Consider the following 15,039-nt stretch of genomic DNA (forward strand, 5'->3'; position numbering starts at 1 on the left):
TAATTATTAAGAATATCTTAAAAAATGATATGTGACAGGTGGAGTAGTCAACTTATGTAGACTATTCTTCTATTGATTAGTTCATTAACAAAAAGCTATTTTTCTCGGAATGATATGTTGCATTGTTGCTCTTGATGAGTACAATTGCGGCTACCTGATGCGAGGTGTTGGTTAATTTGTTGTTAAACTCTGGTTTACACGGTTAATAATGTTATCGCACGTAGAGGTGCAATTATAAAAAGTAACTTCCGTTGGGGTGATGCCAATGAACGGGAATGAAAGGTGTAATTGCCGAAGTAAATTGTATATCTAAGCAATTTGCTGGGGTTGTGCTCAATAGGTACAACACTGCCATAGTCTTAATTTTAAACTATGGAGCGCTACTGTAGGGTTGGGTGAAGTGTTCACTTCCCTTTCGCTTAGTTCAACATGAGCTTGGTCAGCCGTATCAAGTTTGTCTGCAGTAGATCTCTAGCCAAATAAAAAACTGGTTTTTGAAGATCATGAATTTAATAGATTTTGCAACATCACCTTTATCTTTGCTTCCGCCCCTTGTGGCTCTGAGCCTTGCTATTGTTACCCGCCGTGTATTGGTTTCTTTGGGTGTCGGTATCGTTATGGGTGCCATCTTACTGGCTGACTATTCAGTAGGTAATGCCGCTAGCTACGTATTTACTAAAGCATCTGGTGTTTTCATCGAAGATGGTGGTATCAATACTTGGAACATGAGCATCATTGCTTTCCTAATTATTCTTGGAATGACAACAGCGCTATTAACGCTTTCTGGTGGTACTCGTGCATTCGCTGAGTGGGCTCAGTCTCGAGTTAAGAGCAAGCGTGGTTCAAAACTGCTTGCTGCATTTTTAGGTGTATTCATCTTTGTTGATGATTACTTCAACAGCTTGGCAGTGGGTGCAATCTCTCGTCCTGTTACAGACCGTTTCTACGTATCTCGCGCTAAGCTAGCTTATATTCTTGATTCTACTGCGGCTCCTATGTGTGTGATCATGCCAGCTTCTAGTTGGGGTGCTTACATCATTACTATTATTGGTGGCATCTTAGTAACACATGGTGTGACAGAGTATTCTGCTCTAGGTGCTTATGTTCGTCTTATTCCAATGAACTTCTACGCGGTATTTGCACTATTGATGGTGTTCGCAGTGGCGTGGTTCGGTCTAGATGTTGGTAAGATGCGCGATCACGAGATCGAAGCGTCTCAAGGTCGTGGCTTTGAAGGCGACAACGATAGCCAGCAAGCTCACGATCTAAACGAAGAGCTAGACATCGAAGAGAGCGAGAACGGTTCTGTTTCTGACCTAATCATGCCGATCGTTTCATTGATCGTAGCGACTGTAGCTGCGATGCTTTACACAGGCGGTCAAGCGTTAGCTGCTGATGGTCAAGCGTTTAACCTACTTGGTGCATTCGAAAATACAGATGTTGGTAAATCTCTTGTTTACGGTGGTGTTATCGGCTTACTAGTAGCACTAGCGACAGTATTCAAGCAAAAGCTATCTATGACTGATATCGCAAGAACAATGTGGATCGGTGCTAGCTCTATGTTTGGCGCGATTCTGATTCTTGTGTTTGCATGGACTATCGGTTCTGTTATCGGCGACATGAAAACGGGTTCTTACCTATCGTCTCTAGTAACAGGCAGCATTGATTACCACTGGTTACCGGTTATGTTGTTCCTTCTAGCGGGCGTTATGGCGTTCTCTACAGGTACATCTTGGGGTACGTTCGGTATCATGCTACCAATCGCGGGTGATATGGCTGCAGCATCGGATATCGCACTGATTCTTCCAATGCTAAGTGCGGTTCTAGCGGGTGCAGTATTTGGTGACCACTGTTCTCCAATCTCAGATACGACGATTCTGTCTTCTACTGGTGCTCGTTGTAACCACATCGACCACGTCTCGACTCAGCTTCCATACGCGTTGTCTGTAGCGTTCGTATCGTGCATTGGTTTCATCACTCTAGGTATGACATCTTCAATTGGCATCGCATTTGGCGCAGCGTCTCTAACGTTTGTCGCTGTATGTTTTGCATTGGCTTACTTCTCTCGCTGCAAAATGGCGACGTGCAAAAGCTAAAACTGAAAGTTAATCAGTAAACTATCAGGGAGGCGTTTGCCTCCCTTTTTTGTGCCTGTTAATTTAATTTTAAGTTTCGTGAAAAAAGTTCGAATAAATGGTTGAAAAAGGATGTCAGCTTAGTTAGTGTGGAGACAAGACAGCAAACAACCTAAGAGCTGATAAGTATGCGTAAATTAGTAATGAACATTCATCACCATCATCACCCTATCTAGTCTTTCGGGGAGATTTACGTATACCCGGGAGCAAGATTACTCCCGGAGGTTAAGTCAAAGAATTTAGATTTAAACCCTCGGGATGACAAAGTCTTCCGAGGGTTTTTTAGTTTTAGCGCTTTTAAATAATCAATAAATTCAAATATTTGCACAGGGATACAGCAATGCAGACACAACGCCTAAGAATCGCAATTCAAAAGAAAGGTCGCTTAAGTAAAGAGTGCCAAGACCTACTTAAAAAATGTGGTGTTAAATTTAACATCATGGGTGAGCGCCTAGTTGTTCATTCACTAAATATGCCAATCGACTTGTTACTCGTTCGTGATGATGACATCCCAGGTCTTATCATGGATGGTGTAGTTGACCTTGGTTTCATCGGTGAAAATGAACTAGAAGAAGTTCGTCTAGATCGTGTTGCTCTTAAAGAGCCTTCAGAGTTCCGCACACTACGTCGTTTAGACTTCGGTGGTTGCCGCCTTTCAATCGCTATTAATAAAGACGAAGAATACAACGGGCCACAAGACTTAGCGGGCAAACGTATTGCGACAACCTACCCACAACTACTTAAAGCCTACATGGACGAGCAGGGTGTTGAGTTCAGCACTTGTATGCTAACAGGTTCGGTTGAAGTCGCGCCTCGCGCTGGCCTTGCAGACGCTATCGCTGATTTAGTTTCTACAGGTGCAACGCTTGAAGCGAACGGCCTAAAAGAAGCAGAAGCTATCTTCCAATCGAAAGCAACACTGATTCAACGTGTTGGCGACTTCGACGCAGACAAGACCGCACTGATTGAAAAACTACTGACTCGTATGCAGGGTGTTCAACAAGCGAAAGAGTCGAAGTACATCATGCTTCACGCGCCAACCTCTCAACTAGAGCAAATCAAAGCACTACTGCCTGGTGCTGAAGATCCAACGGTTCTTCCTCTATCTACAGACAAAGACAAAGTTGCCGTGCACCTAGTAAGTACAGAGAACTTGTTCTGGGAAACAATGGAACAGCTGAAAGAGTTGGGTGCAAGCTCGATTCTAGTATTACCAATCGAAAAAATGATGGGGTAGTGACGATGAGAACCGTTGTTTGGCAATCTTTAAGTGAATCACAGCAAGACTCGGTATTAGAGCGTCCAGCTATTACTGAAGGTGCAAACATCACAGCGACTGTTTCTGATGTTATTGCAAAAGTACGAAATGAAGGCGATGCCGCGCTTAAAAAGCTGACTGCAAAGTTTGATGGTGTAACTCCAGAATCTATCCGAGTCAGTTCGGGTGAGATTGAAGAGGCGTGTGCTCGTCTAACACCAGAGATGAAGCAAGCGTTAGAGCAAGCTTATAGCAACATTGCTAAGTTTCACGAAGCTCAAAAGCCGCAGCCAATTAAGGTTGAGACACAGCCTGGTGTTGTGTGTGAGCAAGTGACGCGCGCGATTAATACTGTTGGCCTTTATATTCCCGGTGGCAGTGCGCCACTACCGTCAACGGTTCTTATGTTAGGTGTTCCTGCTCAAATCGCGGGTTGTCGTAAGGTTGTGCTTTGTTCACCTCCGCCAATCGCTGATGAAATCTTGTATGTCGCTAAGCTTTGTAAGATCGACGAAGTTTACAACGTTGGTGGTGGTCAAGCGGTTGCAGCAATGGCTTACGGTACCGAGAGTGTGGCTAAAGTCGATAAGATCTTCGGCCCAGGTAATGCCTACGTTACGGAAGCAAAGCGCCAAGTGAGTAATGACTTCCGCGGAGCAGCTATTGATATGCCAGCTGGCCCATCTGAAGTGTTAGTGATTGCTGATGAAACGGCTGATGCAGACTTCATTGCAGCGGATTTGTTGAGCCAAGCGGAACACGGGCCTGACTCTCAAGTAGTATTGGTAACTCCATCTCCAGTGGTTGCAGACCAAGTAACAGAAGCGGTTCAAAAGCAACTGAAAGAACTGTCTCGTGCGAACATCGCTCAGCAAGCATTGGCTTCAAGCTTAATCATCATTGCTGAATCGATCACTCAAGCGATTGCGATTTCGAATTTCTACGGTCCTGAGCACTTGATCGTTCAAACCAAGAACCCACGTGAATTGCTGCCATTGCTAGATAATGCAGGCTCAATTTTCCTTGGTGACTGGTCTCCAGAATCTGCAGGTGACTACGCATCCGGCACAAACCACGTTCTTCCGACTTACGGTTATACCAAGACGTATTCAAGCCTAGGTTTGGCTGATTTCTCTAAGCGAATGACGGTGCAGGAGCTAACAGCCGATGGGTTGAAAGGCCTAGCGCCAACAGTAGTAACAATGGCGGAAGCCGAAGGTTTGGATGCACACAAACGCGCTGTGACTATCCGAGTTGAAAAGTTAAATAAAGCGAAATAAGGGTAGGGCATGGAAAAGTTAGCAAGAAAACAAGTTCAGGCTCTAACACCTTACTTGTCTGCAAGACGCATAGGCGGTACTGGTGATGTATGGCTAAACGCCAACGAATCTCCGTTTGATAACGAGTACAACCTGAACTTGTCTCGTCTTAACCGTTACAGCGAATGTCAGCCAAAAGAGCTGATTGATGCTTACGCTCAATACGCAGGCGTGAAATCAGAGCAAACTCTGACAACGCGTGGTGCTGACGAAGGTATTGAATTACTGATTCGTGCTTTCTGTGAGCCGAACGAAGACGCTATTCTTTACTGCCCACCCACTTACGGTATGTACGCAATCAGTGCAGAGACGATTGGTGTTGAGCGTAAGGTTGTGCCTCTGACTTCTGAATGGCAATTGGATCTTCCAGCTATCGAAGCTCAGCTCGACAACGTAAAAGTGGTGTTTGTTTGTAGCCCAAATAACCCAACCGGTAATTTAGTTGATCGTAAAGACATCATCAAGCTGCTTGAAATGACACAAGACAAAGCGATTGTGGTGATGGATGAAGCGTATATCGATTTTTGTCCAGAAGCGTCAACCGTTGATTTGCTTGAGCAATATCCAAACCTAGCGATTCTGCGCACCTTGTCGAAGGCCTTTGCTTTGGCGGGCTTACGTTGTGGCTTTACGCTAGCGAATAAAGAGCTTATCGATGTACTGTTGAAAGTGATCGCTCCTTATCCTGTGCCAATCCCTGTTGCTGACATTGCCGTTCAAGCTCTCTCAGAGCAAGGACTAGCGCGAGCTAAGTTCCAAGTTCTAGATTTAAGTGCTAACCGAGCGTATTTGCAGGCGGGTCTATTAGGTATGCCTCAAGTGACGGTTTTTGATGGCTGGGGTAACTACTTACTGGTGAAATTCCCGAACGGCGATGAGTTATTTAAAGCGGCTTGGGATACGGGCATTATTTTGCGTAATTCACCTATTGAAGACTGTGTTCGTATTAGTATTGGTAACCGCGAAGAGTGCGAAAAGACACTTGGATTCATTCGTAACTTTTATCAGTAATGAAAGGCTTACCAGTAATAACATTTGCCAGTTTGAGTTGATTAATTGGGCTGGCAAGTGAAACCAATATTTTGGGTTAGCGTTTGATTTTAGCTAGGCCACCAGATTTAAAATTAAAAGGAAGTTCAAGTGAGTAAACAACAGAAAATACTTTTTATAGACCGTGACGGCACCTTAATTGTAGAGCCGCCAGTTGACTTTCAAGTAGATCGTTTAGACAAGCTAAAATTCGAACCGCGAGTAATTCCTAGCCTACTTGCACTGCAAGACGCTGGTTACCGTCTAGTGATGGTGACTAACCAAGATGGTCTAGGTACCGATAGCTACCCACAAGAAGATTTCGATGCACCACACAATATGATGATGGAGTTCTTCGAATCTCAAGGCGTTAAGTTTGACGACGTGCTTATTTGCCCTCACTTTGACGAAGACAACTGCTCTTGCCGTAAGCCTAAACTGGGTATGGTTAAAGAGTACCTACAAGGCGGTAAAGTCGATTTCCAACACTCTGTTGTGATTGGCGACCGAATGACGGATCTTCAACTGGCAGAGAACATGGCTATCCGCGGTATTCAATATGGCCCGGATGCGGAAACTGAAGGCACGCTTAACTGGCCACAAATCGTTAAAGATCTGACGGTTAATGCGCGTATTGCTGAAGTAGTTCGTACTACTAAAGAAACCGATATCAAGGTTGCAGTAAACCTTGATGAAACCGGTGGCAACAAGATCGATACCGGCATGGGTTTCTTCGACCACATGCTTGATCAAATCGCGACACACGGTGGTTTCCAAATGAACCTGACTGTGAAGGGCGACCTGCACATTGATGATCACCACACAGTCGAAGATACCGCTCTGGCTTTAGGCCAAGCATTGAAAGATGCACTAGGCGACAAACGTGGTATTGGCCGTTTTGGTTTCAGCCTACCAATGGATGAGTGTTTGGCTCAGTGTGCGTTAGACCTTTCTGGTCGTCCATACCTGAAGTTCGATGCTAAGTTCAGCCGTGAGCAAGTGGGTGATCTTTCAACCGAGATGGTGGTTCACTTCTTCCGTTCTCTAACTGATACATTGGCTTGTACGCTACACCTTTCTTCTGATGGCAATAATGATCACCACATCATTGAGAGCTTGTTCAAAGCGTTTGGCCGTACTCTTCGCCAAGCAATCAAAGTTGAAGGTAACGAGTTACCAAGCAGCAAAGGCGTTCTGTAAGGGTTCGGTATGAAAGAGCAAAAAGTCGTTATTATTGATACTGGTTGTGCCAACGTTTCATCGGTGAAGTTTGCGATTGAACGTCTGGGCTACGCAGTTGAAATTTCAAAAGAACCAGAAGTTGTTCTTGCTGCCGACAAGCTATTCCTACCCGGTGTAGGTACAGCAAGTGAGGCAATGAAGAACCTGCAAGAGCGTGACCTTGTTACCCTTGTCAAGCAAGTTGAGAAGCCTCTGCTGGGTATCTGTTTAGGTATGCAGCTGTTAGGCAAACTGTCTCAAGAGAAAGGTCAAAAGGCTGATGAGTTAGTTGAATGCCTAGGTTTGTGTGATGGCGAAGTTCGTTTACTTGAAACGGGCGACTTACCATTACCACACATGGGTTGGAACACAGTAACAGCAACGCCTAATCACCCGCTATTTAAAGACATTGAAGAAGGCGAATACTTCTACTTTGTTCATAGCTTCGCAATGCCAGTGGGCGACTACACAATCGCACAATGTGATTACGGTAATCCGTTCACTGCGGCGGTTCAAAGTGGCAATTATTATGGTGTTCAGTTCCACCCAGAGCGATCTTCGAAAGCTGGCTCTAAGCTGATTCAGAACTTCTTGGAATTGTAATAAGGATTAGGCAGCGGCTAACGTTGCCATATAAGGAATGTAAATGATTATTCCCGCGTTAGATTTAATTGAAGGCCAAGTAGTTCGCTTATTCCAAGGAGACTACGGGCAAGTAACAGAATACAAAGTAGACCCAGCAGAGCAGTTTAATCTGTACCACCAAGCTGGCGCTGGCTGGCTGCACCTTGTTGACTTAACGGGCGCAAAAGACACAACGGCTCGTCAGTTAGACTTGATTGCTAAGCTCCTTGCTAGCACGCCTGCGAACATCCAGATTGGTGGTGGCGTGCGTAACGAACAAGATGTCGTTGATCTGCTAGAAGCTGGCGCACAGCGCGTTGTGGTTGGTTCTACAGCCGTTAAGCAACCTGAGTTGGTGAAAGGTTGGATGGAGAAGTATGGCGCGGAAAAAATCGTGCTGGCTCTAGACATCAACATTGATGAAAGCGGCACACGTAAAGTGGCGATTTCAGGTTGGCAAGAAGATTCAGGTGTGACTATTGAAGCGCTGATTGAAGACTACCTCACGGTTGGCCTTAAACACGTGCTGTGTACCGATATTTCACGTGACGGCACGCTAGAAGGATCAAACGTAGAGCTCTATGTTGATCTTTGTAAGCAGTACCCACAAGTGCAATTCCAATCATCGGGCGGCATTGGCAGCCTAGCTGATATCGACGCGCTTAAAGGCAGCGGTGTTGCGGGTGTGATTGTGGGTCGTGCGCTACTTGATGGCAAGTTTACCGCAGAGGAGGCATTTGCATGTTGGCAAAGCGCATAATCCCTTGTTTGGATGTCCGTGACGGACAAGTGGTTAAGGGCGTTCAGTTCCGTAACCACGAAATTATTGGTGACATCGTTCCGCTAGCACAACGCTATGCAGAAGAGGGCGCCGATGAATTGGTATTTTATGACATCACCGCATCAAGTGATGGCCGTGTGGTCGATAAAAGCTGGGTGAAACGCGTAGCTGAAGTGATCGATATCCCTTTCTGTGTCGCTGGTGGTATTAAATCAGCAGAAGATGCAGCGCGCATTCTTGAGTTTGGTGCGGATAAAGTGTCAATCAACTCACCGGCATTGGCTAATCCACAGCTGATTACTGACCTTGCTGATAAGTTTGGCGTTCAGTGTATCGTTGTCGGTATCGATTCATACTTCGACAAAGAAACCGGTAAATATCAGGTTTACCAATTTACAGGCGATGAAGCGCGTACTAAAGCAACCAAATGGGAAACCAAAGATTGGGTGCAGGAAGTACAGAAGCGTGGCGCAGGTGAGATTGTGTTAAACATGATGAACCAAGATGGCGTTCGTAACGGCTATGATATCGATCAGTTAAACATGGTGCGTGAAGTGTGTAATGTGCCATTGATTGCCTCTGGTGGCGCTGGTGCAATGGAGCACTTTGCTGAAGCTTATAAAAAGACCAACGTGGATGGAGCACTTGCGGCTTCGGTATTCCACAAACAAGTCATCAATATTGGTGAACTTAAACAGTATTTAAAACAACAAGATGTAGAGGTGCGACTATGAGTTTTGAACCCGTAAGCTTATCAAAAACAGAAGTAGGCGCATTGTCAGAGCGTATTAACTGGGAAAAAGTAGATGGCTTAGTGCCAGCGATTGTTCAAGATTACCAGTCAAGCCAAGTGCTAATGATGGGATACATGAACCCAGCCGCACTTGAGAAAACGGGTGAAACTGGCAATGTGACGTTTTTCTCTCGCACAAAAGAGCGTCTTTGGACGAAAGGTGAAACGTCGGGCAATGTATTGCAACTGCAAAACATCGCCTTGGACTGTGACAGCGACACCTTACTGGTTAAAGTTAATCCCATTGGTCCAACGTGCCACACAGGTACAACAACGTGTTGGGATGGAGACAAGCAAGAAGAGTCTCAGATGGTGTGGCTTCATCAGCTTGAGCAGCTATTGGCTGCCCGCAAGGACGCCGATCCTGAATCTTCTTATACTGCCAGTCTATATGCCCGTGGCACCAAGCGTATTTCACAAAAAGTGGGCGAAGAAGGCGTTGAAGTCGCGCTTGCGGCGACGTCGGGCGATAAGGCGGAGTTAGTGTGTGAATCCGCAGATTTGATTTACCACCTAATGGTTCTTCTTCAAGACCAAGGCTTATCGATGGATGATGTGGTAAACAAGCTGAAAGAGCGTCATAAGTAAGCTCTCTTTAGATTAATAGAACCGCGTAAAAGACAGACAAAAGCCCCGCAAACAAACATGTTTACGGGGCTTTTTAGTTTTTTAATTTTCAAGATTTCAAGATTTCAAGATTTCAAGATTTCAAGATTTCAAGATTTCTAAGCCCTACGTCACTTTTCTAACCTCTGACTTTGCGTCATTCCGAGGAGCCTAAGCGACATCAGGAATCTCTTCTCTTAATCTGACTTCTTAGTCGAACGAGTTACCCGCAGCACTTCTTGTATTTCTTACCACTGCCACAAATACACGGATCATTACGGCCGATTTTAAAGCTCTCAACGGTTTGATTTAAACGTGGGTCAATTTCTGGTTGTGTAGTTTGTTCCTGCTCTGGGAAGGTACCATCAATGTAGTACCAAAGACCGTCTTCACGTATAAAGCGAGAGCGTTCTTGCATGCAGTATTGTGCGCCTTCTTCATTGAAGTAAGCTTTAAACTCAACAAAGCCTTCGTCTTGGTGCGAGCCTACCGCAGTATCGATGACTTCTAGTCCTGCCCAATCACTGTTGATAGATTCGGCAATGCCTTCTCTTTGCGCTTCTGCGTTGCAGCTAGGGTGGTAAGTCGCAACAACATAGTCAACTAAACCCAACACGTGCGCTGAATAACGAGAGCGCATCAACTGTTCAGGCGTTTCAACAGCACTGTGGTGAAGGTGCGCTGATTCACAGCACTGTTGGTAAGTATTTTTGCTACCGCATGGGCATAAAGACATAGTCAGATCCTGTAAAAATGGCCTCTATTAAGAGGCCATAAGTGAATGCGTGGGAGTTTACCAAGAAACGATCGCTCACCAAAGTTTGGTTTCTGTTGAAGTTATTGAAATTATCAAAGTGTTAGCGCGAAGTTTACTATTTCAAGGCTGGAGACAATAGCTCTTGTGCCCAAGTCGTTGCTTCATCGTAAGCTTGGCCTAGTTGAGCCTCACTGAGCTTGAGAAGTTTACGAATGCGCGTTGCTTCGTCCCATCGGGCTTGTTCATAAGCAATAACCATGGCCAAAATCGCACCTAACACGCCTTTACGTTGGATAAGGGCCTGTTTAATCTCATCGTCGATTGGCACTGAGTCCAGTACTTGCTTCAACGGTTGGTCAAACAGTGAATCCAGTAGCGAGAACATACCGGTCAAAAAGGCTTGTCCTGGCTCAACCTTCACATTCATCTTCTCGACTAAGAGCTCACATTGACGCGCGCGTAATACCGCTAAACCGTAGAGTGAGTCCGGCTTGTCTTCTTTCGCTGATGCGATCGCCACAAGTGAAACGAACTTACGCAGCTTTTGTTCACCAAGGTAAATAAGCGCTTGGCGGAATGAACGAATCGTTGTTGGTGAACCGCCAGCGGAGTTTACGTAGGTAAGTAGCTTATACGACATGGTCACATCGAGCGTAATCAAACGCTCTACTTCACCAAAGTCGATAGGGTCGTGCGCAATCTCTTTTAACAGCTGAACGGTCGTCAGGAATGCCGGGTTGAGCGCACGCGTTTGGATCATCTCTGGCTTGCTAAAGAAATAACCTTGAAAGTAGGTGAAGCCTGCTTTTTTCGCTTCTTGGTATTCTTCGTACGTTTCTACTTTCTCAGCAAGGAACTTGATATCTAGCCCTTTGAGAGAGTTCATAAACATCGCTGCTTTGGCAATTGGCGTCAAACGGATATCGAACTTGATAATTGAAACGTAGGGTAAGAAGCGCTTCCAAGCTTTACTTGGCACAAAGTCGTCTAGCGCAATGGTATAACCCGCGTCAAAGATGGTTTTGATTGCTTCAAGTAATTCGTCTGTTGGTTCGCAGTCTTCAAGAACCTCAACAACGAGGCTTTCTTTGGGGAACAGAGTAGGGACTAAGTTGATTAGGCTTGCATATGGGAAGTTCACGAACCCAAGCTTATCACCCAACGTATTATAGTGGGTCGATAAGAAGTGATCGGAAAGCAAACGGCTAGTAGCGAGCTCCGGCTCTACTTCAGGGAAAGTGTTCTTAGGACCATCCCTGAATAGCAACTCGTAACCTATGGTTTTCTTGCCTGTGTCGAGTATTGGTTGACGCGCTACGTATGAATATTTCAACTTGGTACTGTGTTCGGTTTATTTCTGGTAGAGAGATAATAGCTAATTCACTAGAAATTACCATACACTTTCTAAGAAAGTCTGACCGACAATAATAATCAAAGTGAAAGTTTAAGCGTTATGTTAAAAGCTATTGCTAAACGCTCGATTCTGTAGTTCAAAACTTTGCGGCGTGAACACCAGCACTGAGCCTTGCGTATACCAATCGCCAAGTACGATACGGGTTTTAGTGCAATTGTTAGCATTAAATGTATGGATGTCTGGGCGGTGAGTATGGCCGTGGATCATCAGATCGACATTGTTTCGTTCCATCACATCTTCGACTTCTTGCTGTGTCACATCCATGATGTCGAGAGACTTGGTCTGCTTGTCATCTTTGATATCTGATTGAACCTTTGAAACAATTTTCTTCTTGATGAAAAATGGAATTCGGTTGAAGACCCATTGTAACCATGGCTGATGCACTTTTTCGCGAAAGGCGAGGTACTTTACATCTTCAGTACATAGAGTGTCTCCATGCAATACTACCGCTTTTTGCCCGTAGATATCGATCGTAGAAACTTCGTCGAGAAGTTGTACGCCCGTTTGCTTAGCAAATTTTTTGCCGACTAAGAAGTCGCGGTTCCCTTGAGTAAAGTAACAAGGCACGCCTGTTTTCACTAAGTCGATAAACGCTTGGCGGATAGAAGTCGCGAATTCACTCTTATCATCGTCACCAATCCAGAATTCGAAAAGGTCACCTAATACGTAAAGTGCATCCGCTTCTACGGCTTCTTTCTTCATAAAGGTTAAGAAGCAGTCTGTGATGTCTTCTCGTGACGGAGAAAGGTGCAGATCTGATATAAAATATGTTTTCATAGGTCTAAAAAAAGGGAGCGATTCGCTCCCTATATCCTGATTTTATCGGCTCATCAATACTAACCGAAAGCGATGAATTAAGCTTCGATTGTAGTACCAGTGATGATCACTTCTTCTAGAGGTACATCTTGGTGCATACCCATAGAACCAGTGCTAACACCTTTAATCTTGTTTACGATGTCCATGCCTTCAACAACTTCTGCGAATACACAGTAGCCCCAACCGTCTAGGCTTTCGCTACGGAAGTTTAGGAAAGAGTTGTCGTTAACGTTGATGAAGAACTGAGAGCTGGCTGAATGCGGTTCCATAGTACGAGCCATTGCTAGCGTACCAACTTTGTTCGCTAGACCGTTGTTTGCTTCGTTCTTGATCGTTGCACGAGTTGCCTTTTCTTTAAGGCCAGAAGTCATGCCGCCGCCTTGAATCATGAAACCATCGATAACACGGTGGAATAGTGTGTTGTCGTAGAAACCGTCACGGCAATACTGTAGAAAGTTTGCGCTTGTTTCTGGTGCTTTTTCTTCGTTAAGTTGAACTTTGATATCACCAAAATTTGTGTGAAGGATGATCATGATTGTTACCTTACTGTCTTTTTAATATGAAGTTCGAATTCTAGCGCATGTTGGCAGACTTTCAAATCACCAAATCATTAACTTAACTCGGATGTTTGAGGTAATACCAATCGTAGTAAATAACTGGCCATCCTAGCTTGTTAAAACACTTGATAACGTCGTTAGAAATTTTGAATGTAGAATAACTACTTATCGAAACTTTTTGTCGAAAAGAGCTTCCTTGTTCTCAAGCATTTTTTCTGCGCTATTTATAACCATCTACTTACCGTGATGGGTATAATTCCTGCTTTTAGGGATTACCTATTAAGGTATGACTTGTTATACTGCGAGCTTATTTTGATTAATCCATAAAATAGATAGAGATCATGCTGAAGATATATAACACGCTCACAAGACAGAAAGAGGAATTCAAACCAATTACAGCTGGCAAAGTCGGCATGTATGTCTGTGGGGTAACCATATACGATCTCTGTCATATTGGTCATGGTCGTACGTTCGTTTCTTTCGACGTAGTAACTCGTTACCTTCGTTACCTTGGTTACGATTTGAATTTCGTTCGTAACATCACAGATATCGATGACAAAATCATCAAACGCGCTAACGAAAACGGTGAGTCTTGTGACTCTCTGACTGAGCGTTTAATCGGTGAGATGCACGCTGACTTTGATGCATTGAACATGAAGCGTCCAGATGTTGAGCCTCGTGCGACAGAATACATCACTGAAATCATCGAGCTTGTTGAAAAGCTGATTGAACGTGGTTTCGCATACGTTGCAAGCAACGGCGACGTGATGTTTGAAGTAAAGAAATTCGACGAATACGGTAAGCTTTCAAAGCAAGACCTTGATCAGCTTCAAGCGGGTGCTCGCGTTGATGTTGAATCTGCAAAACGCAGCCCACTAGACTTCGTTCTTTGGAAGATGTCTAAGCCAGGTGAACCTACATGGGAATCGCCATGGGGCCCGGGTCGTCCAGGTTGGCACATCGAATGTTCAGCAATGAACTCGTCTATTCTGGGTAACCACTTCGATATCCACGGTGGTGGTTCAGATCTGCAGTTCCCTCACCACGAAAACGAAATCGCACAGTCTTGCTGCGCGCACGGCACTCAGTATGTAAATACTTGGATGCACAGTGGTATGGTGATGGTAGACAAAGAGAAGATGTCTAAGTCACTAGGTAACTTCTTCACTATCCGTGACGTGCTAGCACATTACGATGCTGAAACGGTACGTTACTTCCTAATGTCTGGTCACTACCGTAGCCAGCTAAACTACAGCGAAGATAACCTAAACCAAGCTCGCGCATCACTAGAGCGTCTATACACGTCACTTCGTGGCCTAGACCTTACAGCCGCTCCTGCCGGTGGCGAAGAGTACGTGACTCGATTCTCTACAGCGATGAACGATGATTTCAACACACCTGAAGCTTATTCAGTACTGTTTGAAATGGCTCGTGAAATCAACCGTATCAAGCCTGAAAGCATTGAAAAAGCAAGCGGACTGGGTGCATTGATGCGTGAACTAGCAGACATCATCGGTATTCTTCACCAAGAGCCAGAAGCCTTCCTACAAGGTGATGCGGCAGGTAACGACGACGAAGTGGCTGAAATCGAAGCGTTGATCAAACTGCGTAACGACTCTCGTGCTTCAAAGGATTGGGCAAATGCCGACCTTGCACGTGATAAGCTAAACGAGTTGGGTATTGTTCTGGAAGATGGCCCAGAAGGTACGACTTGGCGTCGTAAGTAAAT

General features: G+C 44.9%; 14 protein-coding genes, 1 riboswitch and 1 other annotated feature. Of the genes, 10 read left to right on the forward strand and 4 right to left on the reverse strand.

The window, feature by feature from the left end:
- Nucleotides 1–213: 213 nt before the first annotated feature.
- Nucleotides 214–391, forward strand: a riboswitch (Lysine riboswitch).
- A gap of 112 nt (nucleotides 392–503) precedes the next feature.
- The 9 genes from AB4185_RS02790 (at nucleotide 504) to hisIE (ending at nucleotide 9,748) form a co-directional block, all read left to right on the forward strand.
- Nucleotides 504–2,096: a Na+/H+ antiporter NhaC family protein gene (locus tag AB4185_RS02790; RefSeq protein WP_372058799.1), complete on the forward strand. Its 1,593-nt coding sequence runs from the start codon at nucleotides 504–506 to the stop codon at nucleotides 2,094–2,096.
- A 190-nt stretch (nucleotides 2,097–2,286) separates the two neighbouring features.
- Nucleotides 2,287–2,422 (forward strand) — a sequence feature (His leader region).
- Between the two features lie 53 nt (nucleotides 2,423–2,475).
- On the forward strand, nucleotides 2,476–3,372 hold the full coding sequence (gene hisG, locus AB4185_RS02795; protein ID WP_017060264.1) for an ATP phosphoribosyltransferase: 897 nt from the start codon (nucleotides 2,476–2,478) through the stop codon (nucleotides 3,370–3,372).
- Nucleotides 3,372–4,673 (forward strand): histidinol dehydrogenase, encoded by a 1,302-nt coding sequence (gene hisD, locus AB4185_RS02800; RefSeq protein ID WP_017065318.1) that lies wholly within the window; start codon nucleotides 3,372–3,374, stop codon nucleotides 4,671–4,673. Before hisG ends, hisD begins: the two co-directional genes overlap by 1 nt.
- A 9-nt stretch (nucleotides 4,674–4,682) precedes the next feature.
- Nucleotides 4,683–5,723 (forward strand): histidinol-phosphate transaminase, encoded by a 1,041-nt coding sequence (gene hisC / locus AB4185_RS02805; RefSeq protein WP_017060266.1) that lies wholly within the window; start codon nucleotides 4,683–4,685, stop codon nucleotides 5,721–5,723.
- 129 nt (nucleotides 5,724–5,852) lie between these two features.
- Nucleotides 5,853–6,941, forward strand: coding sequence for a bifunctional histidinol-phosphatase/imidazoleglycerol-phosphate dehydratase HisB (gene hisB / locus AB4185_RS02810; protein ID WP_017060267.1), 1,089 nt, complete (start codon nucleotides 5,853–5,855; stop codon nucleotides 6,939–6,941).
- Nucleotides 6,942–6,950: 9 nt separating this feature from the next.
- Nucleotides 6,951–7,565, forward strand: coding sequence for an imidazole glycerol phosphate synthase subunit HisH (gene hisH / locus AB4185_RS02815; protein WP_017060268.1), 615 nt, complete (start codon nucleotides 6,951–6,953; stop codon nucleotides 7,563–7,565).
- A 43-nt stretch (nucleotides 7,566–7,608) separates the two neighbouring features.
- Nucleotides 7,609–8,346: a 1-(5-phosphoribosyl)-5-[(5-phosphoribosylamino)methylideneamino]imidazole-4-carboxamide isomerase gene (gene hisA, locus AB4185_RS02820; RefSeq protein WP_372134807.1), complete on the forward strand. Its 738-nt coding sequence runs from the start codon at nucleotides 7,609–7,611 to the stop codon at nucleotides 8,344–8,346.
- Entirely contained in the window at nucleotides 8,328–9,101 is a 774-nt protein-coding gene (gene hisF, locus AB4185_RS02825; RefSeq protein ID WP_017060270.1) for an imidazole glycerol phosphate synthase subunit HisF, read from the forward strand. The genes hisA and hisF overlap by 19 nt, the downstream gene beginning before the upstream one ends.
- A complete protein-coding gene (gene hisIE / locus AB4185_RS02830) occupies nucleotides 9,098–9,748 on the forward strand; it encodes a bifunctional phosphoribosyl-AMP cyclohydrolase/phosphoribosyl-ATP diphosphatase HisIE (protein WP_017060271.1) in 651 nt (216 codons plus the stop codon). Before hisF ends, hisIE begins: the two co-directional genes overlap by 4 nt.
- Nucleotides 9,749–9,989: 241 nt before the next feature.
- Here hisIE and AB4185_RS02835 read toward each other — a convergent pair whose 3' ends face one another.
- The 4 genes from AB4185_RS02835 to AB4185_RS02850 form a co-directional block, all read right to left on the reverse strand.
- Nucleotides 9,990–10,502 carry a YchJ family protein gene (locus tag AB4185_RS02835; RefSeq protein WP_017060272.1) on the reverse strand — a complete coding sequence of 171 codons (513 nt, stop codon included), beginning with the start codon at nucleotides 10,500–10,502 and terminating at the stop codon, nucleotides 9,990–9,992.
- A gap of 136 nt (nucleotides 10,503–10,638) precedes the next feature.
- Nucleotides 10,639–11,856, reverse strand: a complete 1,218-nt coding sequence (locus AB4185_RS02840) for an EAL and HDOD domain-containing protein (protein WP_029235300.1) — start codon at nucleotides 11,854–11,856, stop codon at nucleotides 10,639–10,641.
- Nucleotides 11,857–11,979: 123 nt separating this feature from the next.
- Nucleotides 11,980–12,714, reverse strand: a complete 735-nt coding sequence (lpxH, locus tag AB4185_RS02845) for a UDP-2,3-diacylglucosamine diphosphatase (RefSeq protein ID WP_017060274.1) — start codon at nucleotides 12,712–12,714, stop codon at nucleotides 11,980–11,982.
- A gap of 77 nt (nucleotides 12,715–12,791) precedes the next feature.
- Nucleotides 12,792–13,286 (reverse strand): peptidylprolyl isomerase, encoded by a 495-nt coding sequence (locus AB4185_RS02850; protein WP_017060275.1) that lies wholly within the window; start codon nucleotides 13,284–13,286, stop codon nucleotides 12,792–12,794.
- A 365-nt stretch (nucleotides 13,287–13,651) separates the two neighbouring features.
- Between AB4185_RS02850 and cysS the strand changes: the two genes are divergently transcribed.
- Nucleotides 13,652–15,037 (forward strand): cysteine--tRNA ligase, encoded by a 1,386-nt coding sequence (cysS, locus tag AB4185_RS02855; protein WP_017060276.1) that lies wholly within the window; start codon nucleotides 13,652–13,654, stop codon nucleotides 15,035–15,037.
- Nucleotides 15,038–15,039 lie beyond the last annotated feature (2 nt).

The sequence above is a fragment of the Vibrio sp. 10N.286.48.F5 genome (genome assembly GCF_041469785.1).
Classification (GTDB): domain Bacteria; phylum Pseudomonadota; class Gammaproteobacteria; order Enterobacterales; family Vibrionaceae; genus Vibrio; species Vibrio crassostreae_C.

Excerpts from the sequence above, each read along its gene's own strand:
- AB4185_RS02850 (WP_017060275.1), bottom strand. The coding sequence starts at position 13,286 with ATGATCATCCTTCACACAAATTTTGGTGATATCAAAGTTCAACTTAAC.
- AB4185_RS02790 (WP_372058799.1), top strand. The coding sequence starts at position 504 with ATGAATTTAATAGATTTTGCAACATCACCTTTATCTTTGCTTCCGCCC.
- hisC (WP_017060266.1), top strand. The coding sequence starts at position 4,683 with ATGGAAAAGTTAGCAAGAAAACAAGTTCAGGCTCTAACACCTTACTTG.
- lpxH (WP_017060274.1), bottom strand. The coding sequence starts at position 12,714 with ATGAAAACATATTTTATATCAGATCTGCACCTTTCTCCGTCACGAGAA.
- cysS (WP_017060276.1), top strand. The coding sequence starts at position 13,652 with ATGCTGAAGATATATAACACGCTCACAAGACAGAAAGAGGAATTCAAA.
- hisH (WP_017060268.1), top strand. The coding sequence starts at position 6,951 with ATGAAAGAGCAAAAAGTCGTTATTATTGATACTGGTTGTGCCAACGTT.
- hisG (WP_017060264.1), top strand. The coding sequence starts at position 2,476 with ATGCAGACACAACGCCTAAGAATCGCAATTCAAAAGAAAGGTCGCTTA.
- AB4185_RS02835 (WP_017060272.1), bottom strand. The coding sequence starts at position 10,502 with ATGTCTTTATGCCCATGCGGTAGCAAAAATACTTACCAACAGTGCTGT.
- hisA (WP_372134807.1), top strand. The coding sequence starts at position 7,609 with ATGATTATTCCCGCGTTAGATTTAATTGAAGGCCAAGTAGTTCGCTTA.
- hisF (WP_017060270.1), top strand. The coding sequence starts at position 8,328 with ATGTTGGCAAAGCGCATAATCCCTTGTTTGGATGTCCGTGACGGACAA.
- hisIE (WP_017060271.1), top strand. The coding sequence starts at position 9,098 with ATGAGTTTTGAACCCGTAAGCTTATCAAAAACAGAAGTAGGCGCATTG.